Genomic DNA, 22,572 nt, shown 5'->3' with positions numbered 1-22,572 from the left:
CAATGAGTGAGACCCACCCCCTGGAAGAGGCAAGCGAATCAGTCGACGCACCCAGCCGGCTGCTTCCCACCCCGCCCCAACGACCAGACGAAATCCCCTACATCTTCGCCCGTCGCCAGGGAGTTTTGGTGACTGTCGACGCACTGGTGCAGCAGACCCGGGTACTCCATAAGGCGGGGGTTCCGGTTAGCATATTCAACGAGCTGCGCCGTTATCTTGGACAGCCGTTTGTCATGCAGGAGATCAGTGAGGAGGAGTTCGACAAGAAACTTTCGATGCTCTATGAATCGGGCTCCGGCCAGTCCACCAAGATCATGGAGACCATGGGCGACGACCTGGATCTGGACGATGCCGCCCGCGCCCTCAACCAGCCAGAGGACCTGCTCGACAGCGAGGATGACGCGCCGATCATCCGCTTGATCAACGCGCTATTCACCGAGGCGATCAAGGAGGAGGCGTCGGATATCCATATCGAACCCTACGAGCACCGCCTGGTGGTGCGTTTCCGCGTCGACGGGCTACTGCGCGAAGTGCTGCATCCTCCGCGCAATGTCGCCCCCTATCTGATCTCCCGCATCAAGGTCATGGCGCAACTCGATATCGCCGAGAAGCGCGTGCCTCAGGATGGCCGCATCTCCCTTAAGGTCGGCAATCGTCCGGTGGACGTGCGCGTCTCCACCCTGCCCTCCAGCTATGGCGAACGAGTGGTGTTGCGTCTGCTCGACAAACAGGCAGGCAAACTCGATCTCAGCCAGCTAGGCATGCAACCCGCCATGCTGCAGCAGATCGACCCGGATGTGATCAAGCGCCCCCATGGCATCTTCCTGGTCACCGGACCAACCGGTTCCGGTAAAACCACCACCCTGTATGCGACCCTGACTCGGCTCAACACCCAGACCCGCAACATCGTCACCGTGGAAGACCCGATCGAGTACAATCTCGATGGCATCGGTCAGACCCAGGTCAATACCAAGGTCGACCTGACCTTCGCCCGCGGGCTGCGCGCCATCCTGCGCCAGGACCCCGATGTGGTGATGGTGGGTGAGATCCGCGATCTGGAGACCGCGCAGATTGCGGTGCAGGCGAGTCTCACCGGTCACATGGTGATGTCGAGCCTGCACACCAACACTGCCATCGGCAGCATCGCCCGGCTACGTGACATGGGCGTGGAGCCCTTTCTGCTCTCCTCCAGCCTGCTGGCAGTACTTTCGCAGCGGCTGGTCCGCACCCTCTGCCAGCACTGCAAAAAACCTGGTACCCCGACGCAGCAGGAGCGGAAGTTGCTCGGTCTGAGCGACGATCAGGAGGCGACCATCTATACTGCCGAAGGCTGCGAACACTGCCGCAATCAGGGCTATCTGGGGCGCACCGGCATCTACGAGTTAATCTTGGTTGACGAGACCCTGCGCCACCTGATCCACAAGGGGGAAGGCGAACTGGAGATGCTCGAGCACGTACGAAAATCCTGCTCCAGCATCCGTCAGGACGGCATGCGGAGGGTACTCGAAGGTGATACCACTATCGACGAGATCATCCGCGTCACCCAGGAGAGCTGATCTTGGATGCCTTTGAATTCATAGCCCTCGATGGATCCGGAAAAGAGAAACGGGGAATGCTGGAGGGCGATAGCCCACGCCAGATCCGCCAGCAACTACGCGAGAGCGGCCTCACCCCGCTCTCTGTCAGCACCGCCAGCGCCAGTGCCAGTGCCACCCAGAGCCGTCGTTTTACCCTGCAGCGGGGCATCAGCCCGATGGAGCTGGCACTGTTGACGCGGCAGATGGCGACACTGCTGAGAGCGGCCCTGCCGGTTGAACAGGTATTGAAGACGGTCTCCAAACAGTCGGAGAAACGCCATATCTCGCACATTCTGCTCGCGGTCCGGGCCAAGGTACTAGAAGGCAGAAGCCTCGCCGACGGCCTCAGTGAATTCCCGCGCATCTTTCCGGAACTCTATATTCGCACCGTCGCCTCCGGTGAGGAGTCGGGGCATCTCGACCTGGTGCTAGAGCGTCTGGCCGATTACACAGAGATGCGCCAGCAGATGCATCAAAAGACCGTTTTAGCGCTCTTCTACCCAGCCCTGCTCACCATCGTCGCAGTGTTGATCGTCGCCGGTCTGCTCACCTACATCGTGCCTCAAGTCACCCGCATGTTCGACAATATGGCCCAGGAACTGCCGCTGATCACCAAGCTCCTGATCGCCACCAGTGACGTCTTCCGCGACCATGGACTCACCATTCTGGTGCTGCTGCTACTGCTTGGGCTGGCGGTCAACATAACCCTGAAACGCCCCGCTGCGCGTCTCGCCTGGCACAAGATCATCCTGCACATCCCCCTGCTCGGCAGGCTGACACGCAGCGCCAATGCGGCACGTTTCTCCCGCACCCTGAGCATCATGGCAGCGAGCAGCGTACCGATCCTGGATGCACTGCGAATCGCCTCCCAGGTAGTCACCAACCTGCCGATGCGCGCTGCAGTCGAAGAGGCCTCGCTACGCGTTCGTGAGGGCAGTAGCCTGCACGCGGCGCTGGAGAAGACCGGCTATTTCCCCCCGCTGACCCTGAGTCTGCTGGCCAGTGGCGAATCGAGCGGTAATCTGGAAGGCATGCTCGAGCGCTCAGCGAATATTCAGGAGAAGGAGATCGAGTCGCTCATTTCGACGCTTCTCGGCCTGTTCGAGCCGATCCTGATCCTAGTAATGGGCGCCATCGTAACTGTAATCGTCATGGGCATTCTGCTGCCCATCTTTGACCTCAACCAACTTGTCGGCTAACACTTAAATCAAGATGAAAAGCGCAACACACGCAACAAGCCTGTTCACTGCAATCCCACTGAGTCTGCTGCTGCTCGCTGGATGCAGCAGTACAACGCAACAGGAGGAGCAACTCAACAACCCCGACTGGGTGATGGAGAAGGTCGAAGAAGCGTATAAAAAGAAGGAGTATGAACGCGCCTTCCATCTGCTCTTCCCGGTCGCCGTTGCCGGTGACGCCCGCGCCCAATATACCCTTGGCTATCTCTATCATCACGGATTTGGGGTGGAAAAAGACGACCAGCAGGCGATGCAGTGGATCCAGCGGGCGGCCTCCCAAGGCCATGCAAAGGCGATCAAGGCACTGAAGAATCGCTGATAGCCCCCGGCATGGAGCAGAGAATGCTGTTCCATACCGGGAAAACAGAAGGGGTTACTGGTATCCCAGGAAGCGGTTCATCTCACCGCCAATACGCCCGAAGATCTCCAGCTCTGCCTCGGTCAGTTTTTCCTTCCACTTCTCATCGAGCCGGATCTCGCCAGTGGAATTCAGACGCATGGCGTTACCCAAAATGTGCTGCTTAGTACCACGAAAATCCTCACTGCCAAGCAGCGGATCGACACCGACAAAACGATAGATCTCGCTCAACAGCCTGTCGGGATCACGGCAAAGATCTTCATACTTCATGTTGAAGATCTCATCTTCCCTGAACAGGGCCGCGGTCTGCTGCATCTCCTTTGAGGTAAAAACCCAGGAGTTGACTGCTTCTTCCATGTCAACACCGTAGTGTTTCATGATCGAGTTAGTGGCTCCCCGGCCGTCGCGCACCAGATTGATCACTTTGATATTCCACAGCCCACTCTGATGCATCAGTTTCAGACGGACCGGGTCTTTCGAGCCATCTAGGAAGGTGTCTCCCTCCTGAAGACCGATGACCAGATCGATGATCTCGCGATTCTGCATCAGGATCTCATCCCGCTCCTTACGACACCCCCCCATCAAGCCAAATCCGATGTCCCTGGCGGTTTCAAATAGACCGCCACGCACTGCCGCGCGCATCAGTTTGTTGCAGAGTCCAGAGCCGGATTCGAAACTGGTGCCAAACTGCTCCAGAGAGAAAGAACGCCCACGCTCAGCCATGCCTCTCTGCACGTCTCTCCAGAAACCACATGCCTTAATCAGCTTACCGCAGGAGCAGTTGTAGACATCCAGATCGCCCATCGAGGTCGCCTTCAGCTCTCCGATGGTTGCGATCTTTGGGTGGGTAGCCAACAGGAATGTCAACAGGGTCGAGCCCGCATAGCTCGGTGACATGATGTAGACCAGATTGCGCTTGCCGGCGGCAGCCCCACCGTTTGATCCAGAATTCACGTATCTCTCTCCTCACATTAAATCGGTTTCTTAGAGGCCCGTTTTGCAATCCACCGCCTCTCTTCCCTGCACGCCTCTTTGGTCGCTTGCAAGATCTTTGATTCCATCCTCAAGCAGAAATTATCTGCTGCACTCACACCTACCGCTTTTTGGGAAACAACCGCTCTTTAAGCAGCAGCCACAGAAACTCTATATTAGTGAAGAGGTAGCGCTTCCAAAGCCGGCCAGGCTCTTGTTTGACGCGATAAAGCCACTCAAGTCCATACTTTTGCCACATCTCCGGCGCCCGCTCTACCTTGCCGGAATAGACATCGAACGATCCGCCTACACCATGGCAGACAGACACATTCATGAAATCCATCCACTTAGCGAGAAACTTCTCCTTCTTCGGCGAAGTCATGGCCACCAACAGGATATCGGCCTTGGAGTCACGAACATCTTCAGCGATGGCCTGCTCTTCGTCCTCGCCGTAGTAGCCGTGATGGCGGCCTGCCAGGATCAATCCCGGGTAGTCGCGGGCGATGTTCTCTTCCACCTGCTTCGAAACCTCTTCCGTGGCACCGAGGCAATAGACCCGGTAGCCAAGATCCTTGCCACGCTCAAACATGCCAAACATCAGATCGATACCGGTCACCCGCTCAGGCAGGGGATGACCGAGCACCTTGGCTGCCAGCACAATCGCCGCACCATCGGCGAAGATCACATCGGACGAAAGCACCGCTTCTTTCAGCTCGGGATTTTTTCCCATGTTGACCACTTTGGCCGCGTTCACCACACCGATCTGAAGCGGTTGATGTGTCTCTATCGCCTGATGCACCCGATCGAGCGCTTGCGACATATTGACCGTAGCCACCGGAATTCCAAAAAGATCAACCGTAGCTTCTGCATTCATTAGAGTTTATATAGGTTGTTAAGAATTAATTGGGAGCGCCCGAACGGTCGCCCATTACATCGAACCACTACCCTTCAGGACCACGGGCACTGTTAACAACAGAATCTTCAGGTCGAGCCACAAGGACCACTCATCGATATACTGCAGGTCGAGCACCAGCCACTGTTCAAAGGTCAGCCTGCTTCGGCCCTTGATCGCCCAGAGACAGGTCAGGCCCGGCTTGACACTGAAACGCTTGCGTTGAATACCCCGTTCAAAGAGTCCCACATCGCGCTGTGACATTGGACGCGGCCCCACCAGACTCATATGTCCGCGCAGTACATTCAGCAGTTGCGGAAGCTCATCGAGGCTCGTCTTGCGGATAAAATGCCCGACCCGGGTGATGCGAGGATCTTTCTCGATCTTAAAGATCGGGCCCTCAGCCTCGTTCAGGTGTTCAATCTCTTTCAGTTTAGCCTCGGCATCCACCACCATCGAACGGAATTTATACATAGGAAACAGTCGCTTGCGCAGCCCTACCCGCTCCTGCTTGAAAAACACCAGGCCGCCATCATCGAGCTTGATGGCGAGGGCCACCAAGCCCATCACTGGCGCTACAACCGGCATCGCGGCCAGCACCAGCAGCAAGTCCATGAAACGTTTCGCCAGCAGCATGCCCTCGTTCTGCGCCACCGGATCGAAGGTGAGCAGTGGGATGCCATCGAGCTCGACCAGACGCGTGCGTGCCACTTCAAGGTCGAAGACATCGGCCATGAAGCGGAAGCGCACACCCTGTTCCTCACAGGCGTTGACGATCTCTTCCATATGGCTGAGGCGGCTGCGCGGCACCGCCAGGATCACCTCATCGATCACCTGGCCGTTCAGCACCTCACCGACCTGAGCCACAGTGCCAAGCACCTTGCTGCCCATGATCTCCTTACCAACGTGGTCGGGATCGGTGTCGAGATAACCGATGATGTCGATACCCCACTCCGTATGGCGGTCGAGCATCTCGGTCAAGCGCTGGACACGACCTCCGATGCCGATGATCAGCACCTTGAGACAGTTTTCTCCCCGCTGCACCGAATGGCGGAAATACCACCAGATCAACCCGGCCCGAACCGCCACCAGCATCACCAGATTCATCACGGCAAAGGTCAGGATCACCTGACGACTGACGAACGTCATCTTCAGCAGGAACAGCATGCCTAACAGCACTGCCAGGCTGATTGCCATCGCCTTTACGACCTTCCAGGCATAGGAGGGGATGGAGATTACCCGCAGACCGCGATAGGCCCCAAAGACCGAGAGGGAATAGAGAAGAGGCACCCAGATAAGCGGCAGCAGGGCAAAGTGACGCATATCGTCTACTGTGTCGCCTGCAGTGATGAGGGGATAAAGCCGGACCGAAACAACAAAAATAAACAGCGTCAGCAGGATGTCCAGAAGAAACAACAACCGACTGATTTCACGAGATTTCTCGTCGAACATACGGCCTCTTTTTAATGGTTATTAGTTCCGTTTACCGATGTGCTGCTTGAGTTGAGATACTTACGGACCGCAACAGGAATCTAGCGCATTAGCAGCGCGCCAATGATCCCACGCAGATGCGTAAGTCTGCAAACAAGAATAGACAAAAAATGTGAACGGGGGCCGTTTACTGGGTGATATTTTATTCTCTCGGCAAGTTTGTTCCCGTACAACTCCAACTCTGCTCCCTCCCTGGAACGCACAATCCCTCCGGTCGTTTCAGCGGGATCAGATAACCTTGGAAAAGCTGCCCATCGACTCCTTCGAGCTTAGGTAGGCATCAAACCGCATGCAGATATTGCGGATCAGCAACCGTCCCTTTGGCAACACATGGATACCATCTGCCGTGATCTCTAGCAATCCATCGTTCGCCATGCCCTGCAAATTCGTCATTTCGGCCGCAAAGTAGTCGCTGAAACGGATCCTCCAGCGGGACTCCACTGACGCAAAATCGAGCGTAAAGTGGCAGATCAGGCGGGTGATCACATCGCGCCGTAACTGATCATCCGTGCTCAGCTCCACGCCTCGAAATACCGCCAGACGCCCTTGACCAATGCGATCGTAGTACTCATCCAGCGTGCGCATGTTCTGCGCATAGCTTGGCCCCACCATGCCGATCGAGGTCGCACCAATCGCCACCAAGTCACAATCCGCATGGGTCGAGTAGCCCTGAAAATTGCGGTAGAGAGTGCCATCCTGCTGAGCGATCACCAGTTCATCATCGGGCTTGGCAAAGTGATCCATGCCGACATAGACATAACCGGCCGCGGTCAGCTTCTCGATGCTCATCTGCATGATGTCGAGTTTCGCCTGCGGCAGCGGCAGATCCACCTCGTTAATGCGGCGCTGCGGCTTGAAGCGTTCCGGCAGATGCGCATAGTTGAAGACCGAGAGTCGATCAGGATCGACCTCCAGAATCTCATCCAGGGTCTTCTCAAAACTCTCCGGACTCTGGAAAGGCAGACCGTAAATCAGATCAATGCTGACCGAGCGAAAACCCTCATCCCGAGCCGCCTGCAGCACGTCCAGGGTCACCTGCTTGGACTGAATCCGGTTGACCGCCTTCTGCACCTTGGGGTCAAAATCCTGCACACCGAGGCTCATCCGGTTGAAGCCCAGTTCACGCAGCAGCTTGATGGTATCGCCCTGCGCCTCCCTGGGATCGATCTCGATGGAGTATTCGCCGCTGTCATCATCCAGCAGGGTGAAATTGCGTCGGGTTTCCTCCATCAGCTCACGCATTTCAGCGTGGCTGATGAAGGTCGGCGTGCCACCGCCCCAATGGAGCTGCTCGACTGGTCGGGAGCGATCGAACAGCTGTCCCTGCATCTCCAGTTCGCGATAGACACGTTGCAGATACTGGGCTGGCAGGCTGCGGTCTTTGGTCGCCACCTTGTTGCAGGCGCAGTAGAAACAGACAGTGTCGCAAAACGGAATGTGGAAATAGAGCGAGAGCGGCTGGCCACTGGCGTTGGATGCCTGTGCAAGCGCCCGGTACTGCGCCTCACCGAACCCCTCATGAAACTGCACAGCGGTGGGGTAGGAGGTATAACGCGGTCCAGCCTGGTCGTATTTGGCGATCAGATCCAGGTCGAAAATGATTGATTGATCCATCGGCATAGTCTCAGTATGCATGGCGCCCCTCAGGGGGCATCCACGTCGATACCTTTTCTGTGAGTTTCGTTGATCTGCCTAAGCAGGGTATTGAAGGGGATATCATCCGCATGTTTATTGGCAATCTCGATGAATGGAAGATCCTCCCGTCCAAAGCGGTACTCTCCGTCGACCATCAGCTGGTAGAGTCCCTTCACTCCCTCTTCAAGCGGATCAAGAAAGGCGGGATAGCGACCCAACTCCTCCATCTGGTACTCGTAGCAGGCACGCAGGTCTTCCACCTCGAACATCGCCTGCTTGATCCACTCGACGAACTCTTCTGCGCTGCGCGCACGTTGCAGTGCCATTGAAGCCCCCAACTCTTAAAAAATAATGGATGACCGGCGCATGCCGGGTTCTGTTATCCGGCTGCACGCCTAGGTGAAGCAGCTTTGATATCGCGCCAGCTCTTCGGCGGTAAAGATAAAAACCCCATCACCGCCTCGCTCAAAATCGATCCATGTAAACGGAACATCGGAAAAACGCGCCATCAGCGTCTCTGCGCTGCTGCCCACCTCGACTATGATGATACCCCATGGCTGCAGGTGACTGGAGGCCTCACGCAATATTTTAGCCACAATCTCCAGCCCCTCCTCCCCTGTCTCCAGGCCAAGACGTGGCTCATGCCGGTACTCCGGCGGCAGCCCAACCATCTCCTCGCTGCTGACATAGGGTGGATTACTGACGATCACGTCGTAGCGCTGCCCCTTGAGGCCGCTAAACAGATCGGAGCGAACAGTCCGAACTCGCCCTTCCAGCTCATATTCATGCAGGTTTCTCTTGGCGACGGCCAGCGCCGCTTCTGAGATGTCAGCCAGGTCGACTTGGGCATCCGGCAGGTAAACGGCACTGGCAATGCCGATACAGCCACTGCCGCAGCAGAGATCGAGCAGTCGCTCCAGCTGCCCCTCGCCGATCCAAGGAGCAAACCTCTGCTCAATCAACTCAGCAACCGGGGACCGGGGCACCAGCACATTCGTGTCCACATGAAAACGCAGCCCGGCGAACCAGGCCTCTCCCGTCAGATAGGCGGCCGGGATTCGCTCCTCGATGCGCCGCTGCAGCAACACAGTGACACGCTGCCGCTCTTCGGCGGTCAGCTGTGTCTGCAACCAGATTTCCGACAACTCTCCCGGCAGATGCAGGGCATGTAGAACTAGGGCGGCCGACTCATCGATCGCATTGTCGGTGCCATGGCCGAAAAACAGTCCGGCCTGGTTGAAACAACTGGCACCCCAGCGGATAAAGTCAGCGATCGTACGAAGAGATTCCATGAGCGGCGGCTATCTGAATAGGCTGGCGGATGATAGCGGATTTTGGCCGGAATCCCCAATCCCCGTTCTGTATGCTGAAAAAGCGAGGCGGGACTCCATGCAGAGTCCCGCCTCGCCAACCTCCAGAAAGATGCCGACTGGTCTCAGGCGGCTTGGGAGTCAGTCCCGTCCACCAGGCTGAATTTTCGGCCGCCTTCGCCCTTCTGATCTTTCTCGGTGCCACGCCGAATCAGATCACCAAGACTGATCTTGGTCAGAAAATCAAAGATCTCGCTGCTCAACTCATCCCACAGGGTATGGGTCAGGCAGCGGCTGCCACTGCTGCAGTTCTGACGGCCACCACAGCGGGTAAATTCGACCCACTCGTCCACCGCACAGATGATGTTGGCGATCGAGATCTCATCTGCCTCCCGGCCGAGATAGTAGCCGCCCCCCGGACCACGTACACCGCGGACCAGCTGTTTAGCACGCAACGCGGCAAACAGCTGTTCAAGATAGGAGAGAGAGATACCCTGATTCTCAGAGATCTCCGCCAATGTTACCGGACCATTCGAGCCGTGCAGGGCCAGATCCAGCATCGCAGTTACCGCATAACGGCCTTTAGTAGACAACCTCATTTCACTCACCTCTAATCCACAAAGGATAATTCCTGAGTAATTTACTTGGTAAAGACGATAGCAGTAACCAAGGGAAATAGTCAACTTTTATTTGATCCAGATCAATTTCATCTGGCCTATTAAGAGCCGATCGATAATCTATCGACCCTGCTTAGGCTGAAATCGTTCCCTGAAAGGAAGCGTTATTAACGGTAGGGAGAGCTCTGCTCCAGGCTGCGCTTGTAATCCAGCACCGCGATCCGCTCACGCCGCAGGAAATCCTCGATGGCCGCGCGGAACGCCAGATCGACGATCCAGTGCCTCGAGTAGGTAAGGGTCGGCAGAAAGCCGCGCCAGATCTTATGTTCGCCCTGCGCTCCAGGCTCGAATCGCTGCAGCCCCTCTTGAATGCAATAGTCGATGCCCTGGTAGTAACAGGCCTCAAAGTGCAGGCTGTCGTAATCCCGAATGCTGCCCCAGTGCCGACCGTAGAGGGTTGAATCACTGCGAAACATCAGGGCCGCAGCGATGCATTCCCCCATTTCATAGGCTTGCACCAGCACCACCTGTCGTCCCAGGCTACGCCCCACCTCTGCAAAAAAGCCGGCATTGAGGGTGGGCAGACTGTAGTGGTCTTCGAAGGTCTTGGCGTAGAAACCGGCAAAGCGCTGCCAGGCCGACTCAGAGACCTGATCGCCGTGTAGCAACTCAAGCTCCAGGCCAGCCTGTTGCACCAGCCGCCGCTCGCGACGGATGTTCTTGCGTCGTTTTGAGGTGAGGCTGGCAAGAAAATCCTCAAACTCAGCATAGCCACGATTGTGCCAGTGGAACTGCACCCCCAGGCGCTCCATCCAGCCCAGTCCATCGAGTGCCTTCCGGTCCGCATCCTGCAAAAACAGCAGATGGACGGATGATCTGCCGCCCCGCTCTGCCAGCTCCACGAGCTTATCTGCCAGTCTCCCGCGCACCATATCCGCATCGCACCCAGTGGAGACCAGCAGGCGCTGACCGCCAGTCGGTGTATAGGGGATGGCGCCCAGAAGTTTCGGAAAATAGCGCCGGCCACTGCGCTGGTAGGCATCGGCCCAAGCGTGATCAAAGACAAACTCACCATAGGAGTTCTGCTTCAGATAGAGCGGAGCAGCGCCGATCAGGCATCCCCCATCCCAAAGCGCCAGATGCGCGGGTTGCCAACCAAACTCGGGGCCGACACAGCCATGGTGCTCCAGCGCCGCCAGAAACTCATGCCGCAGAAAGGGGTTGTTGTCCTCTACCAGCGCATTCCAGGCATCCATCGGGATCTGGTCGATCGAGGCATGGCTGTCGATCTGCAGGCTCATTTCTCTTTCCCATGAAATCCGCGGGTGAGCAACGCGCTATCAAATTTCGCCGCCACCTCGTCCAGGGTCTTAAAAACCTGCTTACGCCGCTGGCGGACCATCTGACGCTCCGGCGTCGACTCGAACAGATCCTCGCTATGCGGACCATGCTCAAAGTCACTCAGGCCGACACCGATCAGGCGCACCGACCTGCCTACCAGTTGACTCTCCTGATAGAGCCGCCAGGCGGTAGCAAAGATCAGGTCATCGGTGTCCACCGGACTCACCAGACGCCGCTGCCGAGTGTGGGTTTCAAAACCTGCTAGGCGCAGCTTCAGAGTTACTACCTGCCCCGACACCCCCTTATAGCGAGCCAACCGCCCTACCTCTGCCGATAGCCGCTGGAGTCGTGATCGCAGCAGCGACTGCTGACGCACATCCTCAGCAAAGGTTGTCTCCTTCGAGATCGACTTTCTGGCAGACCGGACTCCGACCCGGTGCGACGCCATCCCACGAGCTTGGGCATAAAGGCCTCTACCCGCCTTTTCACCCAGATGCTGGATCAACATCTGTAACGGATAGCCGCGCAGCTGGCGCACCTTGGCAATGCCCAGCCTGTCGAGGATACGCCCGGTGCGCCTACCGACCCCGCACAACTCCGAGACCGGCAGTGGATCGAGGAAGGCCTCCACCTGACCCGCCCCCACCACGGTCAAACCATTGGGCTTACCAGACTCGGATGCGAGTTTGGCGATCAGCCGGTTTGGGCCGACACCGATCGAACAGCTGAGCGAGACAGTCTCCAGAATCCTCGCCTTGGTCTGGCGAGCAATCTCCTGGGGCGGGCCGACCAGGCGTTCCTGACCGGAGACATCCAGATAGGCCTCATCGATGGAGACCGGCTCAACAAGCGGTGATATCTCACCCAGCATCTGCATGATCTGGCGCGAGACTGCCGCATAACGGCGCATATCGGGCCGCAGATAGACAGCCCCTGGGCAGCGCCGCCAAGCCTCGGAGATCGGCATCGCGGAATGGATGCCAAAACGCCGCGCCTCATAGGAGCAGGTCGCCACCACGCCGCGCCCGCCCGGACGCGCACCGACCACTACCGGACGATTGCGATAGTCGGGATTATCCCGCTGCTCGATGGCGGCAAAGAAGGCATCCATGTCTACATGCATGATCCAAATCTGATTAGTATGACTCATGGCGCCAGCCCTAGATCCTCTATCTGACCACTTCGCCAATCGGGCAGAAAACGATGGGGCGCTTATCCCCAAGGCGACCCGCAACGCGCCTGACTGCCAGAAATAAATGCTGTCGGCCAGCTTTACAGCATGAGAGCACCCCATCAATCAAAATAATAATTCCTATTATTTCAGTAAGTCCTTAATTCCAGGAGACAGGACGGGAATAAAAATATAGCGCCCACCCCAAACTGACTGCGCCAGACGAAGCCGATTCGGTTTTTGTGTCGATCAAATTTACAACCCATCCCTCAACTAAATCTCTAACCTCACCGCATCACCTGTGCTCTACTGGTTTCCGATTTTGTGCACGCTTCTTGCTCAATGATTTGAGTAGAGGGCAGAGCTGGAAAGAATTAGAAATCTGCATCCTGATCGATACAACAAAAACTCTGACAATCATGAAACAGATAATCAAAACGGGCCTGATCTTGGTGCTACTGAGTAGTTCCTGGCAGGTGATCGCCGACAACAACACACCGCAAGGCATCGCACGAGCACAGCAGCCGAGCCTGTCATCGTTGCACAGGGGGAAGAGCGACCCAGCGGCGGCAACAACATACTCGCAGCAGCAGTCGGATAATCGCATGCTTGACGATCCCGACACTAGGCCACAGATTGCAATAGTTGGAGAGGGACGGGAGATGGTGATCATCACTCAGGAGGGAGCAACGTCCCATGCAGCCCTCTTCGTCTATGCTCCGCGTCCTCCCGAACCTGCGCCGGTCGCCTTTTTTGCAGTCCTGCTGACCATTCTCGGCATCAGCTGGCGACACAGGAGTAAAACCGGGAAAAAATCCAAACTGCTTTCGATCTGAAATAGTGCGGAATCCGGCATATGAGAGGTGTTTGAATTAAAGCCAGGTGCATGGAGTCGACTCAGTAAAGAGGCAGAGAAGGAGAACTGCGTCGCAGTTGCAAAGCGAACAAGGAAGCAGAATCTAGATACATTCCAAGTTTACGAGGGGTATCCAATGGAAGAGCATTCACAGGAATTCATCGAAGATTCAACCCTGGACCCGATGATCTATGGGCCACTGCCAACCAACGAGCAGAAACAGACAATCATCGCGGAACCAAGAAAAAGGCGCACCAGAGTGGAGCCGGTGGAGGGCGAACTGGATGCCATTCTGCGCAGCAAAGGTCTTCTGTAACTTGGAATCACCCAGGCTCATCCGGAGCTAACTAGAAACACACCACACAGGACGCTAGCCGCCCCCTCTGTCAACAGAGGTATTCGACTCCTCCGTCAGCCGCTGCTTGAATGCTTCGAATGGCATGGGACGTCCAAACAGATAACCCTGATAGTTGTCGCAGCCATACGCCTTGAGAACATCAAGAGTCTGCTCTGTCTCCACCCCCTCTGCAATTACCTTCAGTCCCAAATGGCGCGACATCACAATGATGGTCTCGACGATCGAGGCATCGCTGGGATCGGTGGTGAGATCCCGCGCAAACGACTGATCGATCTTGATCGCATCCAGCGGCAGATTCTTCAGATAGGCCATAGATGAGTAGCCGGTGCCAAAGTCGTCAATCGAAAAGCGCACTCCCAATTCCCGCAACTGGCGCATCTTCTCGGCCGTATCCTGATAGTCGGTCACCAACACACTCTCTGTGACTTCCAGTTCAAGCCGCCCAGGATCGACTCCAAACCGTTTCAACGTCGCCACCACATGATCGGCAAAGTCTCTCTGGCGAAACTGTTTCGGGCTGACATTGATCGCAATACTCACCAGATCACACCCCGCTTCCATGCTGCTCAGCTCAGCCAGATTTCGACAGGCCTCCTCCAGCACCCAGCCACCGATCAAATAGATCAGCCCAGTCTCCTCCGCCACCGGAATAAACTCCGCCGGTGAGACCATACTGCCATCCTCCCGCTGCCAGCGCAGCAGCGCCTCCGCACCGAAGACCCGCCCATCCCGATGCACCTGAGGCTGATAGTAGAGCAACAGGCCACTGCTACTAATCGCCTTGCGCAGATCATGCTCCAACGCAAGCCGCTCATTCACCGCCACCTGCATACTCGGCAGAAAGAACTGCACCAGATTACGGCCACGCTCCTTGGCACGATACATCGCCGTATCCGCATGCTTGAGCAGATCGTCCACGTTTTCTGCATCCGCCGGATAGATCGCAACACCAATGCTGGTTGAGACATGTAATTCATGTCCAGCAATCTCGAAGGGGTTGGCAAGTGCCATCCGCACCTGATCAGCCACCTGCATCACCCGACTTGAGATACGCGCCTCATCCCCCTCCAGATCTGTCAGCAACACCACAAACTCATCTCCACCAAGACGCGCAGCAGTATCCTCCTCCCTGAGATGGTGCCGCAAGCGGGATGCGACCTTGATCAGCAGTTCATCTCCGACCGAGTGACCGAGTGAATCATTGATATGCTTGAAATTATCCAGATCAAGAAACAGCACAGCACCATTGACCCCATGCCGTATCGCCCGCGCCACATCCTGGTACAGACGATCCTGCAGCATGCGGCGATTCGGCAGTTCCGTCAGCTCATCATAAAAAGCCTGGCGGATGATCGTCTCCTCCGCCTGCTGACGCTGATAGTGCAGGTTCAGCCCCTCGACAACCGTCCGATGGATGCGCCTGGCTGAGATCATCAGCAACAGAAGAAAAAGGGCAACCAGCGCCCCCATCTGCATCGAATCCTCTGTGCCGGCCTGGAACAGACGAAACACAAACGGGATCAGGACGATCGAAATGAAAAGCAACGCTGCCTCGCTGAACGAGGCGAGCACAGTGATCCCACCCGCGGTCATGCCGGCAATAACAAAGGCGAGCAGGGCCTGATGATAGAGATCCCCCGGCGTAAACAGCAGATAACCCGCCGCCCCCCCAGACAAGGCTTGCCAACGCCACGCCGATCATGGCGTGCCAATACCAGCGCCGTGCATGCAGCACCCTGTCGGTCTCATGTCGGTAGCCGTAAAGCGTATAGCCCCGGTAGAGCAGCAGCATAAGCAGCCCGGCATACCAGCCCAGCAGCAGATCCTGCGCCACGGCACCCTGGAGAAACAACAGCAACATGGTGCTATTCACCGCGTGGGCCGTCAGCGTAAGCTTCACCGCATCGTAGAAGAGCTCCAGTTGATGAACAAAAACCGTGTGTCGCTGCTTCAGCTCGGCTTGATTTCTGGAGTCTGCCGAAATAATCATTTTATTCCTACTTAAAAATCGGCAAGTATAGATCATAAGTCATATCTGGCAATGCGATCATTGCACTCAAGGTGCTCGACAACATCACGCCGCACCCCTGTCTGTTAGTCCACTTTTTGCCTCCTTTTGCGGATAACAGCTAAAGGGAGAATCGGCTAGCTCGGTCGTTGCCTGCTATTCCAATAATCGGGCTATCCGGCTCATGCAGAGGCGATGCTTTCCCTCCTCACCAGTTGATTTCATTAGCTGCTGGCCACCCTGATGCACGATGTCGCGGGCAGCAGAAAGAGCGGCATTTGTTCTCCAGCGAATGCTGCCCTGCTATGGGGCATGCGCCACCAGACGGCACCATAATCAGGCATTCTGTGGCTGATGCGTTTCCTGAATGAACCAAATACCCCGAAAAAACCTTTAAAACCAGCCGGTTGTTATGCAGTCGATCGGTATCGGATGGATGGCATATTTTTTGCTATATGCTCTGCGGAGCTAACCCCATCCAGTTTTTTCAGGATCTTTTTCGCCCTGTGGAGGCATCAAAACAATGAACAGAAACCCGATCCGGGCGCTCAGACAGATAGTGGCAGTTACATCCCTGTTGCTGTTTGTCTGGGCACCTACACTCTTTGCTGTGAACGGACCCTATGGCGGTCAGCCCCAATATGGCTGGCAACAGCCCTACTACCCGCAGCCTCAGGCCCGCCAGCCTCAACCACATCAACAGAAGGCGACCGGCACGGCCCCCAGGGAAGAGGCCCCGCTGAAGATTTCCAAAGGCTTCAAGCACCTCAGCAAAGAGAGCGCCACCTGCGCCTCCTGCCACAAGGAGAAGACCGCTGGCATCTACGACCAGTGGGGTCACTCCAAGCACTACGGCGCCAATGTGGGCTGCTATGAGTGCCACAAGGCCGATAAGGGCGACAAGGATGCCATCATGCACAAGGATTTCGTGATCTCGGTGATCGTCTCACCGAAGGACTGCGGCCAGTGCCACGAACAGGAGGTGGAGGAGTTCAGTAAGAGTCACCACGCCTCCGCCGGCAATATCCTTGGCTCCCTGGACAACCGCCTGGCAGAGGTGGTCGAGGGCGGTCCGCTGCTGAACGGCAGTTCACCGGTCACCACCATCGGCTGTGCCGGCTGTCACGGCTCCATCGTGCGGGTGAATCCCGACGGCAGCCTCAACGCCGCCAGCTGGCCCAACACCGGCATCGGTCGGATCAATCCGGACGGCTCCAAGGGCTCCTGCTCCGCCTGCCACCTGCGCCATAACTTCGATTCCGAGCAGGCCCGCCACCCCGACAACTGCGGTCGTTGCCACCTTGGTCCCGACCATCCGCAGAAGGAGATCTATGAGGAGTCGGCCCACGGCGTCGCCTTCCGCGCCCACGAGGATGAGATGAACATGGATTCCGCCAAGTGGGTGGTCGGCGAGGACTACACCGCCGCCCCCACCTGCGCCACCTGTCACATGTCCGCCACCCCGGACCTGCCGATCAGCCACGACATCGGTGAGCGTATCTCCTGGAACCTGCGCGCCCCCATCTCCACCAAGATCGACGCCAAGGCGATCAAAGAGGGCAAGCAGGTCAAGCCCTGGCTGCAACGCCGCAAGGATATGAAGAACGTCTGCCTCAACTGCCACGGCAGCAGCACCGTGGAGAACCACTTCGAGCAGCTCGACAGCTTCGTCGAACTCTACAACGAGAAATTCGCCAAGCCCGGCAAGGCGCTGATGACGGCAATGCTGAAGCATGGCCTGCTCGACAAGACCAAGTTCAACGAAGAGGTGGAGTGGACCTGGTTCTACCTGTGGCACCACGAGGGCCGCCGCGCCCGCCACGGCGCCGCCATGTTCGCCCCCGACTATGCCCACTGGGAGGGCATGTTTGAGATGGCCCACCGCTTCTATATCGAGATGGTGCCACAGATCAAGGATCGCATCCGCGAGGCTCGCGCCGAAGGCAACACCAAGGGGGCCGATGAGGTGGAGAAGCTGCTCAATGTCACCCTGGAGTCGGAGCTGCACCGCTGGTATCTCGGCAAGCAGCCGCCCAAGTTCTGGCGTCCTAGCGATGATGACAACCACGGCTTCATGCTCAACAAGAGCACGAAGAAGTAAGCGTCATTAAGCACTTCCTTCTCGTCTGCACACCCATCGGGAGGCGGACGAGAGGGTTTATTGGAGGGTCGCTAGCGGCCCTGCAACAAGCCCCATCATCAATTCTTGATCGAGATCCTCCATGCGTAGTTCCAGCCTTATCCCGCTGCTGCTGTTCCTGTGCAGTTTTGCCCTGCATGCAAAGCCGTTCCCTGACACCGAGTGCCAAGAGTGCCATGCGCAGAAAGGCTACAGCATCCCCCAGGACGACCACGGCGCGACGGGCAAGCGCCTGCTGCATGTGGACCCCGACGCACTGGGCGAGAGTGTGCATGGTCACCTCGCCTGCACCGATTGCCACGCAGATGTGGAGAAGCTGCCACATCGCAAGGATGGCCTGCAGGCGGTGGATTGTGTCAGCTGCCACCAGACCATCAAAGGCGACTGGGTTCCCAGCAACCGGGCCGCCTGGCTCGCTCCCGAACCACCCCACGTGGTTACCCACACCCGCGAATACACCCTCTCGGCCCACGCCGACACAAGCATTGCCAACAATGCCAACTGCGCCACCTGCCATACCGCGCACTACGTCTTTCCCTCCGACGACAGCCGCGCCAGCACCTATCGACTCAACTCGCCAGAGATGTGCGGCGCCTGTCACGAGAAACAGTTGAAAGAGTACCGTCAATCGATGCATGGGGCAGCGCTGAAGACCCCATGGAAAGGCGATTCCGCCACCTGCGCTGACTGCCACTCCTCCCACCAGGTATCGGACATGGAAAAGACCCCGGCCCACCGGGTGGTGACCGAAAACTGCGGCGAATGCCACGCGGCGGAGCTGGACGGCTACATGACCAGCCCTCACGGTCAGTTGGCCTGGCACGGCAATCAGGATGCGCCTAAGTGCGTCGACTGTCATGAGGGCCATACGATCACCCACGTCAGCGAGACAAGATCACCAGTCAACCCCGCTAATCGCGTGAAGACCTGTCAGAAGTGCCACGAAAAGGCCAATGAACAGTTCGCCAAGTACGACCCCCACGCCACCACCCGCAACTTCAAGAAATACCCAGCCATGTGGCTCATCGGCAAAGGCATGGGGGCACTGATCATCATCGTCATCCTCTTCTTCTACCTGCACTCGGTGCTCTGGTTCTGGCGTGAGAAGAAAGAACGCCCGGTGATCTACCGCCGAGATGGCTCCTTCAGTTATCCGGTACGGGTGAAGCACAAAAAGCCGAACAGTGGCGTCCACTTCCGCCGCTTCAGTTGGTACTGGCGGGTCAACCACTGGATGCTCGCCCTGTCACTGATGTCGCTGGTCTTCAGCGGCATGGTAGTGATGTACCCCAACACCAGTTGGGCGATGGCGGTGGTGCCACTCTTCGGCGGCCCCGAGCTGCTCAACGATCTGCACCACTGGGCCGGGGTGATCTTCCTGCTGACCATCTTTGGCCATGCAGCGGTGGTCTTGATGCGGCTGCTCAAGGACAAGGAGTTTGACTGGTTCGGCCCCGACTCATTGCTACCCCGCTGGCAGGACTGGGAGGATATGAAGGGGCAGTTCCGCTGGTATTTTGGCAAGGGCAAGCAGCCTCGCTTCGACCGCTGGACCTACTGGGAGAAATTCGACTACTGGGCGGTCTACTGGGGCGCTTTGGTGATCGGTGTCTCCGGCATCCTACTCTGGTTCGCCGAATCAATCGGCCAGGTACTACCAGGCTGGATCTTTAACGTCGCCACCCTGGCCCACGGCCTGGAGGCGTTCCTGGCGGTGATGACCCTATTCGTGGTGCACTTCTTCAACAACCACTTCCGCCCCGCCAAATTCCCGCTCGACACGGTGATGTTCACAGGCTCCTGGGATCTGGAAGAGTTGAAGGAGGAGCGCCCCGAAGAGTACGAACGGCTGAAGGCATCAGGCGAGTTGGAGAAACATCTGGTGGCGCCGCCCTCCAAGACCTGGAACCGGGTCTCCCACCTGTTCGGCTTCACCCTGCTCGGCATCGGCCTGATACTGCTGATGCTGGTGGTCAATGGCTTTCTCACCCAAGGTCTGTTTTGAAGGGGTCGCCCAGCCCCATCGCTTTTCCACCATTTTTTGCGCAGTTTGACTCCGCCCCTGGCATAAAAGCGGAGTTTCAATCCGCGTCCCCGCAGGGGGGCGCAACCTACGCTTGCGGCTGATGCGCTTGTATGGTGATTTACTCATCATTATCACCTGATATCCATTTCACTGATTTTTCTAATTCACCGAAGGTAAAACTCTTGATTTCCGCACTGACAAAGTGACTAGAAATATGCTCGGCAAGTACACCTATTGGCGAGTCCGTTACAAAGGCCACATGAGATATCTTTTTATGATGCTCCTTTATAAATCTCATATGCGTTATCAATGCTGAAAATGAGTCCCAACCAGGGAATGACCTTACGTGGATAATGATGCCATTTAATTTTCCTGATTTTTCTAGATATGGATCAATTATGCTGACGGCATACTTGAAGTCTGCTTCAGACAATTCACCATTAGGTTCGAAAATTACAATACTTTCGATTTCGTCTAGTTTTACATTTAACATTAATATTCTCCCCTGCTCTTACAGTTCACCTAGCAACATAGTTCAGCCGACCACCAGAGTGGTTATTTTTTGTGCTTGAATAGCACAAAAAATCACCGCAAAGGTGGGCCGGCTGTACCACATTGTTATACCTAGCTAGACCATAACTGAAACATTAACCCTCTAAGATTATTCTACTCAATTAGATTTTTTGTTTTGGGTTAGTGTCTATCACCGTATCTCCACTACAGAAGCTCATACAACCTGAACAGCCAGCCTTACCAAAAACATAACAAGCATGTCCGCTTTGACTCTTACAACAAAACTTCTTTTTAAGGTCAGTCTTTTTTTTCTTTTTCTTTTCTGCTGCCTGCGCTGGAGCATTAAATTTTTCTACCTGTTTAGTTGATAAATCACTTATTTTCTCTGCAGCATATGAGGATATTGAGACAACCGACAAGCTACCAATAACCAATAATATTACAAATGCATACTTCATTTTATACCTCCTGTTGATTTTGATGAATGCCGCCTGATTTAGGCAAATACAATCGTCATGACACCAGTTTGACGATAAAAGAAACTCACTATTCCTTTAACCACTCTTTTCTTCCTTAAACAGTAAACAACACTATGCCATTGAAAATTTACCGTGTATATCGAGTTAATTAAACATGACGAACAAGCGCCGTTTATTCGCTCTCAGTTACCACATAAACTTCAAGCAGCATAACGCTTGCTCAGTGGCAATTTAAAGTGGCACATTTTTTCGACAGCGAAACCAGTACCGATTTAAATTGTCCACTGGGGCTATTTATTAGGCGCATTTCTAATAAATGTTTACTTTTTTGTGTGCCCACCTTAAGACTTGAAGCGAAATCTAGGCAGGCTAACTTTATAATACATTGCCAAAAGCCGTGATATAAATATACTTAGTCCAGAAATAATTGCTGCTACCGTTATCTCTTGATCGAAATTCAAGAGCCAGACAAATAACAAAGAACCAACCCAGGATACTGTCGCATAAAGCGGACTTAGGAACACGACGGGTGTTTCATTACATAGTACATCACGAAAAATACCACCCATAGTTCCTGTCATTACTCCCATAAAACTTGCAATAAGCGGGGGCGCTCCAACCATAAGTGAAACCAATGTTCCCGCAACACCAAATGTAGCTAAGCCTGCAGCATCAGCAACTAAAAAATATTTAGGCGACACCAATATTAGTCTGGCCGCCACAAAAATAGTGACCGCACTACCAAGCGAGGCAATAAAAAATATTTGATCATTGACCCAGAATACATCTCGACCAAGAAGCATGTCACGTAATGAACCGCCCCCTAATCCTGTAGCAATAGCAATAATAATTACACCGAATAAATCAAACTGTTTAAAGCCAGCTTTAAGAACACCTGAAGCCGACGAAACAATAACTGCAAGTAATGTTATCCAGTATAAATTTTCTAAAAGTGATGGCGTTGGATCTAATATCATATTATTAATTATATTGTTTGTGCCTAACGTTTGGGCTCAGTGGCGTCAAAAAGTGGAGCGCAGTGGAGCTTTTTGACGTCCGAGTGCATTTGCCTGTTAGGCGGATTTTTTACGGTGATGTACATTCATCGATCTCGAAGCGGCGCAGCTTATCTTCGCTCGCGATGTGATGCGCGGATCCTCTGGCGTGGCTTTCCGAAGAGGTCCCGCAGTTCGTCTTTGGCCTCCTCGAGTCGATTTCGCTGAGCCGCCGGGAGCTTAACCCCTGCCCGATTGATGTAGAACGTCAGCATCGACATTGCAGAGCGGAACGGATCGGCCTTGCGGCGCCGACTGCGCTCAGCGGAGCGTTTAAGGGATTCAGCTATCCGCCTCGGGTCATCGTACGTGAATACGCCTGGCTCGAGATCGAGAGCATCGCTACTCTCGGTTACACGCTGCGACCACTTTTTTGCCTTAGTCGAAGTCATTCTGGCGTGAATCTTCATGCCGCATAACGCCATGCCCACTGGAGCTTGTATTAATCGTTCCGAAAGTATTGGCAGTCTATTTTTGAACTTGCCAAAATATACTTTGTATCTGACATGCGGAAGAAACTCTTAATCAGCGAAGT

The 22,572-nt window shown here is 55.5% G+C and carries 22 protein-coding genes; 8 read left to right on the top strand and 14 right to left on the bottom strand.

Translation table 11 applies throughout. The annotated features are described in order from the left end of the window. Positions 1 to 2: 2 nt before the first annotated feature. Genes gspE through Ga0074115_RS11930 form a run of 3 tightly spaced genes read left to right on the top strand, consistent with a single transcriptional unit; the run spans position 3 to position 3,134 of the window. Positions 3 to 1,556: a type II secretion system ATPase GspE gene (gspE, locus tag Ga0074115_RS11940; RefSeq protein ID WP_060528557.1), complete on the top strand. Its 1,554-nt coding sequence runs from the start codon at positions 3 to 5 to the stop codon at positions 1,554 to 1,556. Between the two features lie 2 nt (positions 1,557 to 1,558). Then, positions 1,559 to 2,776, top strand: a complete 1,218-nt coding sequence (gspF, locus tag Ga0074115_RS11935) for a type II secretion system inner membrane protein GspF (protein ID WP_057957035.1) — start codon at positions 1,559 to 1,561, stop codon at positions 2,774 to 2,776. Positions 2,777 to 2,789: 13 nt separating this feature from the next. Next, positions 2,790 to 3,134 (top strand): tetratricopeptide repeat protein, encoded by a 345-nt coding sequence (locus tag Ga0074115_RS11930; protein WP_057957034.1) that lies wholly within the window; start codon positions 2,790 to 2,792, stop codon positions 3,132 to 3,134. 54 nt (positions 3,135 to 3,188) lie between these two features. On the opposite strand, the gene Ga0074115_RS11925 is transcribed toward Ga0074115_RS11930, so the two are convergent. From Ga0074115_RS11925 to dinB, 9 genes are all read right to left on the bottom strand, one after another. Then, positions 3,189 to 4,127: a sulfotransferase gene (locus Ga0074115_RS11925; protein WP_060528556.1), complete on the bottom strand. Its 939-nt coding sequence runs from the start codon at positions 4,125 to 4,127 to the stop codon at positions 3,189 to 3,191. Positions 4,128 to 4,266: 139 nt separating this feature from the next. After that, entirely contained in the window at positions 4,267 to 4,980 is a 714-nt protein-coding gene (locus Ga0074115_RS11920; protein ID WP_006475250.1) for a WecB/TagA/CpsF family glycosyltransferase, read from the bottom strand. 93 nt (positions 4,981 to 5,073) lie between these two features. Further along, positions 5,074 to 6,489, bottom strand: coding sequence for a sugar transferase (locus tag Ga0074115_RS11915; RefSeq protein WP_057957033.1), 1,416 nt, complete (start codon positions 6,487 to 6,489; stop codon positions 5,074 to 5,076). Positions 6,490 to 6,756: 267 nt separating this feature from the next. Then, entirely contained in the window at positions 6,757 to 8,163 is a 1,407-nt protein-coding gene (hemN, locus tag Ga0074115_RS11910) for an oxygen-independent coproporphyrinogen III oxidase (RefSeq protein WP_082626918.1), read from the bottom strand. Between the two features lie 8 nt (positions 8,164 to 8,171). Next, complete coding sequence (locus Ga0074115_RS11905) at positions 8,172 to 8,489, bottom strand: hypothetical protein (protein WP_006475252.1); 318 nt, start codon at positions 8,487 to 8,489, stop codon at positions 8,172 to 8,174. A 69-nt stretch (positions 8,490 to 8,558) separates the two neighbouring features. Further along, positions 8,559 to 9,455, bottom strand: coding sequence for a 50S ribosomal protein L3 N(5)-glutamine methyltransferase (gene prmB, locus Ga0074115_RS11900; RefSeq protein WP_060528555.1), 897 nt, complete (start codon positions 9,453 to 9,455; stop codon positions 8,559 to 8,561). Positions 9,456 to 9,598: 143 nt separating this feature from the next. Beyond that, complete coding sequence (locus Ga0074115_RS11895; protein ID WP_039960304.1) at positions 9,599 to 10,072, bottom strand: Rrf2 family transcriptional regulator; 474 nt, start codon at positions 10,070 to 10,072, stop codon at positions 9,599 to 9,601. A gap of 185 nt (positions 10,073 to 10,257) precedes the next feature. Then, the gene (locus Ga0074115_RS11890; RefSeq protein WP_057956750.1) at positions 10,258 to 11,391 is read right to left on the bottom strand and encodes a GNAT family N-acetyltransferase; all 1,134 of its coding nucleotides are present in this window, start codon (positions 11,389 to 11,391) and stop codon (positions 10,258 to 10,260) included. Then, entirely contained in the window at positions 11,388 to 12,581 is a 1,194-nt protein-coding gene (dinB, locus tag Ga0074115_RS11885) for a DNA polymerase IV (protein WP_232433073.1), read from the bottom strand. Before dinB ends, Ga0074115_RS11890 begins: the two co-directional genes overlap by 4 nt. A gap of 263 nt (positions 12,582 to 12,844) precedes the next feature. On the opposite strand from dinB, the gene Ga0074115_RS11880 reads away from it, so the two are divergent. Together Ga0074115_RS11880 and Ga0074115_RS16475 are read left to right on the top strand one after the other, a co-directional pair. Beyond that, positions 12,845 to 13,438 (top strand): hypothetical protein, encoded by a 594-nt coding sequence (locus Ga0074115_RS11880; RefSeq protein WP_157292754.1) that lies wholly within the window; start codon positions 12,845 to 12,847, stop codon positions 13,436 to 13,438. A 27-nt stretch (positions 13,439 to 13,465) separates the two neighbouring features. Beyond that, positions 13,466 to 13,774 carry a hypothetical protein gene (locus Ga0074115_RS16475; RefSeq protein WP_158294774.1) on the top strand — a complete coding sequence of 103 codons (309 nt, stop codon included), beginning with the start codon at positions 13,466 to 13,468 and terminating at the stop codon, positions 13,772 to 13,774. Between the two features lie 54 nt (positions 13,775 to 13,828). Here Ga0074115_RS16475 and Ga0074115_RS11870 read toward each other — a convergent pair whose 3' ends face one another. After that, positions 13,829 to 15,493, bottom strand: a complete 1,665-nt coding sequence (locus Ga0074115_RS11870) for a putative bifunctional diguanylate cyclase/phosphodiesterase (RefSeq protein ID WP_232433072.1) — start codon at positions 15,491 to 15,493, stop codon at positions 13,829 to 13,831. A 49-nt stretch (positions 15,494 to 15,542) separates the two neighbouring features. Between Ga0074115_RS11870 and Ga0074115_RS16870 the strand changes: the two genes are divergently transcribed. The 3 genes from Ga0074115_RS16870 (at position 15,543) to Ga0074115_RS11860 (ending at position 19,969) form a co-directional block, all read left to right on the top strand. Continuing rightward, positions 15,543 to 15,821: a hypothetical protein gene (locus tag Ga0074115_RS16870; protein ID WP_232433071.1), complete on the top strand. Its 279-nt coding sequence runs from the start codon at positions 15,543 to 15,545 to the stop codon at positions 15,819 to 15,821. A 526-nt stretch (positions 15,822 to 16,347) separates the two neighbouring features. Next, a complete protein-coding gene (locus Ga0074115_RS11865; RefSeq protein ID WP_232433070.1) occupies positions 16,348 to 17,925 on the top strand; it encodes a multiheme c-type cytochrome in 1,578 nt (525 codons plus the stop codon). Positions 17,926 to 18,046: 121 nt separating this feature from the next. Then, a complete protein-coding gene (locus Ga0074115_RS11860) occupies positions 18,047 to 19,969 on the top strand; it encodes a cytochrome b/b6 domain-containing protein (RefSeq protein ID WP_057956746.1) in 1,923 nt (640 codons plus the stop codon). A gap of 139 nt (positions 19,970 to 20,108) precedes the next feature. Here the strand turns inward: Ga0074115_RS11860 and Ga0074115_RS11855 are convergent, their stop codons facing one another. From Ga0074115_RS11855 to Ga0074115_RS11850, 4 genes are all read right to left on the bottom strand, one after another. Continuing rightward, a complete protein-coding gene (locus Ga0074115_RS11855) occupies positions 20,109 to 20,483 on the bottom strand; it encodes a SpoIIAA family protein (RefSeq protein WP_057956745.1) in 375 nt (124 codons plus the stop codon). A gap of 181 nt (positions 20,484 to 20,664) precedes the next feature. Continuing rightward, entirely contained in the window at positions 20,665 to 20,961 is a 297-nt protein-coding gene (locus tag Ga0074115_RS16330) for a hypothetical protein (protein WP_157292752.1), read from the bottom strand. A gap of 362 nt (positions 20,962 to 21,323) precedes the next feature. Beyond that, positions 21,324 to 21,959, bottom strand: coding sequence for a trimeric intracellular cation channel family protein (locus Ga0074115_RS15875; protein WP_082626883.1), 636 nt, complete (start codon positions 21,957 to 21,959; stop codon positions 21,324 to 21,326). Positions 21,960 to 22,108: 149 nt separating this feature from the next. After that, complete coding sequence (locus Ga0074115_RS11850; protein ID WP_408642714.1) at positions 22,109 to 22,447, bottom strand: DUF3175 domain-containing protein; 339 nt, start codon at positions 22,445 to 22,447, stop codon at positions 22,109 to 22,111. Positions 22,448 to 22,572: the final 125 nt, after the last annotated feature.

The sequence above is a fragment of the endosymbiont of Ridgeia piscesae genome, from assembly GCF_001443665.1.
In the GTDB taxonomy this organism is placed as follows: domain Bacteria; phylum Pseudomonadota; class Gammaproteobacteria; order Chromatiales; family Chromatiaceae; genus Endoriftia; species Endoriftia persephonae.
Note: the sequence above shows the minus strand (reverse complement) of the source record. Positions and strands in the feature narration are given on the sequence as shown.

Bases quoted from the DNA above. Each gene is read 5' to 3' on its own strand.
- Ga0074115_RS11850 (WP_408642714.1), bottom strand. From the start codon at position 22,447: ATGAAGATTCACGCCAGAATGACTTCGACTAAGGCAAAAAAGTGGTCG.
- gspE (WP_060528557.1), top strand. From the start codon at position 3: ATGAGTGAGACCCACCCCCTGGAAGAGGCAAGCGAATCAGTCGACGCA.
- Ga0074115_RS11930 (WP_057957034.1), top strand. From the start codon at position 2,790: ATGAAAAGCGCAACACACGCAACAAGCCTGTTCACTGCAATCCCACTG.
- Ga0074115_RS11860 (WP_057956746.1), top strand. From the start codon at position 18,047: ATGCGTAGTTCCAGCCTTATCCCGCTGCTGCTGTTCCTGTGCAGTTTT.
- Ga0074115_RS11855 (WP_057956745.1), bottom strand. From the start codon at position 20,483: ATGTTAAATGTAAAACTAGACGAAATCGAAAGTATTGTAATTTTCGAA.
- Ga0074115_RS11915 (WP_057957033.1), bottom strand. From the start codon at position 6,489: ATGTTCGACGAGAAATCTCGTGAAATCAGTCGGTTGTTGTTTCTTCTG.
- prmB (WP_060528555.1), bottom strand. From the start codon at position 9,455: ATGGAATCTCTTCGTACGATCGCTGACTTTATCCGCTGGGGTGCCAGT.
- hemN (WP_082626918.1), bottom strand. From the start codon at position 8,163: ATGCATACTGAGACTATGCCGATGGATCAATCAATCATTTTCGACCTG.
- Ga0074115_RS11865 (WP_232433070.1), top strand. From the start codon at position 16,348: ATGAACAGAAACCCGATCCGGGCGCTCAGACAGATAGTGGCAGTTACA.
- Ga0074115_RS15875 (WP_082626883.1), bottom strand. From the start codon at position 21,959: ATGATATTAGATCCAACGCCATCACTTTTAGAAAATTTATACTGGATA.
- Ga0074115_RS16330 (WP_157292752.1), bottom strand. From the start codon at position 20,961: ATGAAGTATGCATTTGTAATATTATTGGTTATTGGTAGCTTGTCGGTT.
- dinB (WP_232433073.1), bottom strand. From the start codon at position 12,581: ATGAGTCATACTAATCAGATTTGGATCATGCATGTAGACATGGATGCC.
- Ga0074115_RS11895 (WP_039960304.1), bottom strand. From the start codon at position 10,072: ATGAGGTTGTCTACTAAAGGCCGTTATGCGGTAACTGCGATGCTGGAT.
- Ga0074115_RS11905 (WP_006475252.1), bottom strand. From the start codon at position 8,489: ATGGCACTGCAACGTGCGCGCAGCGCAGAAGAGTTCGTCGAGTGGATC.
- Ga0074115_RS11890 (WP_057956750.1), bottom strand. From the start codon at position 11,391: ATGAGCCTGCAGATCGACAGCCATGCCTCGATCGACCAGATCCCGATG.
- Ga0074115_RS16870 (WP_232433071.1), top strand. From the start codon at position 15,543: ATGCAGCACCCTGTCGGTCTCATGTCGGTAGCCGTAAAGCGTATAGCC.